Source organism: Pseudomonas sp. XP1 (assembly GCF_053557675.1).
The window spans coordinates 1-4,723 of record NZ_JBNRIJ010000052.1; the positions used below are offsets into that span (position 1 = coordinate 1).

Annotated in this window: 3 protein-coding genes; 2 read left to right on the plus strand and 1 reads right to left on the minus strand. The window is 63.7% G+C overall.

Features of this window, described 5'->3' with window-relative positions; all coding sequences use genetic code 11:
• The first annotated feature begins 195 nt into the window (after nucleotides 1-195).
• On the plus strand, nucleotides 196-2,586 hold the full coding sequence (locus tag ACK1U9_RS24585) for a TonB-dependent siderophore receptor (protein ID WP_196174496.1): 2,391 nt from the start codon (nucleotides 196-198) through the stop codon (nucleotides 2,584-2,586).
• Between the two features lie 91 nt (nucleotides 2,587-2,677).
• Here ACK1U9_RS24585 and ACK1U9_RS24590 read toward each other — a convergent pair whose 3' ends face one another.
• Nucleotides 2,678-3,553: a helix-turn-helix domain-containing protein gene (locus ACK1U9_RS24590; protein ID WP_196174497.1), complete on the minus strand. Its 876-nt coding sequence runs from the start codon at nucleotides 3,551-3,553 to the stop codon at nucleotides 2,678-2,680.
• 202 nt (nucleotides 3,554-3,755) lie between these two features.
• Here ACK1U9_RS24590 and ACK1U9_RS24595 point away from each other — a divergent pair, with 202 nt between their 5' ends.
• A complete protein-coding gene (locus ACK1U9_RS24595) occupies nucleotides 3,756-4,658 on the plus strand; it encodes a DMT family transporter (RefSeq protein ID WP_108480639.1) in 903 nt (300 codons plus the stop codon).
• Nucleotides 4,659-4,723: the final 65 nt, after the last annotated feature.

Here is a 4,723-nt window from a genome sequence, read left to right on the forward strand (position 1 = left end):
GGCTTGCCCGCTCCTACAGGGACTGCACAAGTCTCGAATCCGGTGCGGGACCTGTGGGAGCGGGCAAGCCCGCGAAGAGGCCGGCACATGCAAAAAATTTTTCAGGCAACGGGTGAGGTAACAGGACGTGGCATCCGTGTAATGAGTGGAAGTGCGATTCATTCGCAGTCATATCCCTCTCACAGGTCAGCGTCCATGAAGTTCACCCCGCGTTGCGTCTCTCTCTGGCTCGGCCTTTCCGCGCTCCCGGCATTCGCTGTCGCCCCCCTGGCCTGTGCCGCCGAGCAGCAGCAGGCGTATACCTTCGCCCAGCCGGCGCAACCCCTTGCCCAGGCACTCGACACCTTCAGCCGCACCACTGGCCAGAGTGTGATCTACACCTTGGAACTGCAAGGCGTGCAGGCGCCGGCGCTGAACGGCAGGTTCAGCGCTGAACAGGCCTTGCAACAGCTGCTGGGCACTACCGGGCTGGCCTGGCGCCGCGTCGATGCACGTACGCTCACCCTCGAAGCAGTGGACACCTCCGGCGCCCTCAACCTGCAGGCCACCACCGTGACCTCGCAACTGGACGACTACAGCTACCAGCCCCCGGCCACGGCCTCGATCATGCGCGGGCAAGGCCCGAGCCAGGACATCCCCCAGGCCATCAACGTGGTACCGGCCCAGGTCATCCGTGACCAGGCCCCGCGCAACCTCGATGACGCCCTGGCCAATGTCAGCGGCATCACCCAGGGCAACAATTTCGGTGGCACCTCCGACACGGTGATGAAGCGCGGCTTCGGCGACAACCGCGACGGCTCGATCATGCGCGATGGCATGCCCATCGTGCAGGGCCGCAGCCTCAACGCCAGCACCGAGCGGGTCGAAGTGCTCAAAGGCCCGGCCTCGCTGCTGTACGGCATCCAGGACCCCGGCGGGGTGATCAATGTGGTCAGCAAGCGCCCGCAACTCGAGCAGTACAACGCCCTGACCGTGCGTGGGTCCACCTATGGTCGCGGCAAGAATGGCAGCGGTGGCGGGTTCGACAGCACCGGTGCGCTGGGCGACAGCAACTTCGCCTATCGCCTGATCGTCGACCACGAAGATGAAGACTACTGGCGCAACTACGGTGTGCACCGCGAATCGCTGGTAGCGCCGTCGCTGGCCTGGCTGGGCGAAGACACCCAGGTGGTACTGGCCTACGAGCACCGCGAATTTCTCTACCCCTTCGACCGTGGCACGGCGTTCGGCAACAACGGCCACCCGCTGGACATCCCGGCCACGCGGCGCCTGGACGAACCCTTCAACGACATGGAGGGGCGTTCCGACCTGTACCGTCTGGAAGTCGACCACCAGCTGGCCGATGACTGGAAGCTGCACTTCGGCTACAGCTTCAACCGCGAAACCTATGATGCCAGCCAGGTGCGGGTGACCGGCGTGAATGAAAAAACCGGCACGCTGTCGCGCAGCATCGACGGCACCCACAACGCCATGAGCCGTGACCAGTTCGCCACCCTGAGCCTGGCCGGCAATGTGGAACTGGCCGGGATGCAGAATGACCTGCTGTTCGGTGTCGATCATGAAGACCGCAAGATTTTCCGCGGTGACATGATCCGGCAGACCGCCCAATCCACCTTCAGCTATACGAATCCGGTCTACGGTCAGGAAGTGGAGGGTACCACCGTAAAAGCCAGTGACAGCGACCAGACCGACAAACTACGCACTGACGCGTTGTTCGTGCAGGACGCGCTGCACCTGGATGATCACTGGATCCTGGTGGCCGGTGCGCGCTTCCAGCAGTTCGACCAGTACGCTGGCCGTGGCCGCCCGTTCAAGGCCAACACCGACATCAATGGCCAGGCGTGGGTGCCGCATGCAGGTATTGTCTACAAGGTGGACGAGCAGCTGTCGTTTTATGGCAGCTATAGCGAGTCGTTCAAGCCCAACTCCACCATCGCGCCGCTGGTCGGCAATGTGGTGCTTGACTCGTCGGTGGCGCCAGAAGAGGGCAAATCGTGGGAACTGGGCGCCAAGCTCGACATACCGGGCCGCCTCACGGGTACCCTGGCGTTGTTCGATATCACCAAGCGCAACGTGCTGGTTTCCAACTTTGATACCAGTACGCGCGAAACGGTGTACAGCAATGCCGGAGAGGTCAGCTCACGGGGTGTCGAGCTGGACCTGACGGGGCAGTTGAGCGAGCGCTGGAGCCTGATTGGCAGCTATGCCTTCACCGATGCTGAAGTGACCAAAGACCCGGCCCTCAAGGGCAACCGCCTGCAGAACGTGGCTCGGCACAGTGGTTCGCTGTCGGCGGTGTATGACTATGGCAGCCTGTTTGGCGGCGACCGCCTGCGTTTGGGGGCCGGTGCGAGATATGTTGGCGAGCGCGCTGGTAACTCGACCAACACTTTCGCCCTGCCGTCCTATACCGTGGCCGATGCCTTTGCCAGCTACGAGACCAGGCTCGACGAGCACAAGGTGCTGTTGCAACTGAACGTGAAGAACCTGTTCGACAAGGTTTATTACAGCTCGGCGGTGAACCAGTACTTTGTGGCCATTGGCGATGCGCGGCAGGTGAGCTTGTCCAGTACCTTCGAGTTCTAGGCCAGCCTGTCCCGGCCTCTTCGCGGCTAAAGCCGCTCCCACAGTTACTGCACTGCCCTTGAGGGTGGCGCGGGTCCCTCTGGGAGCGGCCTTAGCCACGAATGGCCGCACGGTATTCGCCAGGCGTTGCACCGACCGCCTGGCGGAACCGGTTGCTGAAATGGCTGGCACTGGCAAAACCGCACAAAAGGGCAATCTCCCCCAGCGGCATCCCGCCCAGCCGCAGCATTTGGCAGGCCCGGTGCAGCCGCCGGGCCAGCAGGTACTGGTGCGGTGGCAGCCCGAAGCTGGCGCGAAACATGCGCGCAAAGTGGTATTCGGACAGGTTGCAGCGCAGGGCCAGCTCGCCCAAGGTAATGGGCTGGTCCAGGTGCGCTTCGATGTAGTCGACCAGTTGCCGGCGCAGGCTCGGTGCCAGCCCGCCTTTCAGGCGCAGGCCCTGGCGCAGCCCGACCTGGTTGAGCAGCGCATGGTCGACGATCTCGTGCGCCAGGCTGCTGGCCAGCAAGCGTTCGCCAGGTTCGTCCCAGTCCAGGGTTATCAGCTGGCGAAAGCGCTTGGCCTGCTGCGGGTCATCGAGAAAGGTCGCCTCCTGCAGTTGCAGCTCACGCGGTTCACGGTCGAGCAGGCGCACGCAGCCCAGAGCGAACTGCGCCTCGCTGACATACAGGTGCGCCAGGCGGATCGCGCCATTGACCACCCAGTTCGATTCCTGCCCGGCCGGCATCACGCACAGCTTGTCGGGTGCCCCTTTTTCGCCGGGGCGCTGGCGGCGAAAGGTACCGGTGCCGTCGGCGATGTAGCACGACAGGGTGTGATGGCTCGGTGCCTGGTAATCGCGGGCGTCGTCGCGGTTGCTCCACAACGCTGCCGCCAACCCGTCGCCCAGGTGCGCGCTCAGCTCCAGCCGAGCGTGGGGCGAGGCGTGCATGGCGTTGAACACTTGCAGTTGGGTGAGTGGCGTCATGGGTGGTTCCTCTTGCCAGCCATCCTACTGCGCCTTGGGCAGGCTTACAGCTACCCGAGGGACAAATGCGCAAGTTTGTGCAAGCGCGTGGGTGTTCGACAGGAGAACACTGAAATGCCTCGGCGAGGGCTGCGCCCTCGATTCGCGGCTTTAGCCGCGAAGCGCCGGGCACCGATCCTGAAAGGCCCAAGGAACCGCCGCCATGAACCTGTCACTCTACCTGTTAACCGTCCTGATCTGGGGCACCACCTGGATCGCCCTGAAACTCCAGCTGGGTGTTGTCGCCATTCCGGTCTCGATCGTCTACCGCTTCGCCTTGGCTGGGCTGATCCTGTTCGCCTTCCTGTTGCTCACCCGTCGGCTGCAGCCGATGAACCGGCGTGGTCACCAGATCTGTCTGGCCCAGGGCCTGTGCCTGTTCTGCGTCAACTTCATCTGCTTCCTCAGCGCCAGCCAGTGGATTGCCAGCGGCCTGATCGCCGTGGTGTTCTCCACAGCCACCCTGTGGAATGCACTCAATGCGCGGATCTTCTTCGGCCAGAAAATCGCCGGCAATGTGCTCGGCGGCGGCGCTTTGGGGCTACTTGGTCTGGGCCTGCTGTTCTGGCCCGAGCTGTCCCACCACGCGGCCAGCCGCGAAACCCTGTACGGCCTTGGCCTGGCGCTGCTCGGTACGCTGTGCTTCTCGGCCGGCAACATGCTGTCGAGCATGCAGCAGAAGGCCGGGCTCAAACCCATGACCACCAATGCCTGGGGCATGGTCTACGGGGCGGTGATGCTGGCGGTGTTCTGCGTGGTCAGCGGCGTGCCATTCAGCATCGAGTGGAACGTGCGGTACATCGGCTCGTTGCTGTACCTGGTGGTGCCGGGATCGGTGATCGCCTTTACCGCCTACCTGACCCTGGTCGGGCGCATGGGGCCGGAGCGGGCAGCTTACTGCACGGTGCTGTTCCCGTTGGTGGCGTTGAATGTGTCGGCAGTGGCCGAGGGGTATCAGTGGACGGCACCGGCCTTGTTGGGGTTGGTGGCGGTGATGGCGGGGAATGTGCTGGTGTTTCGCAAGCCCAAGGCCAGGGTGGCTGAGGGTGTAGTGGTGGCCAAATAGGTGATGGGTTGCCTGTGCCGGCCCTTTCGCGGGCTCGCCCGCTCCCACAAGTACTGCACAGGCCC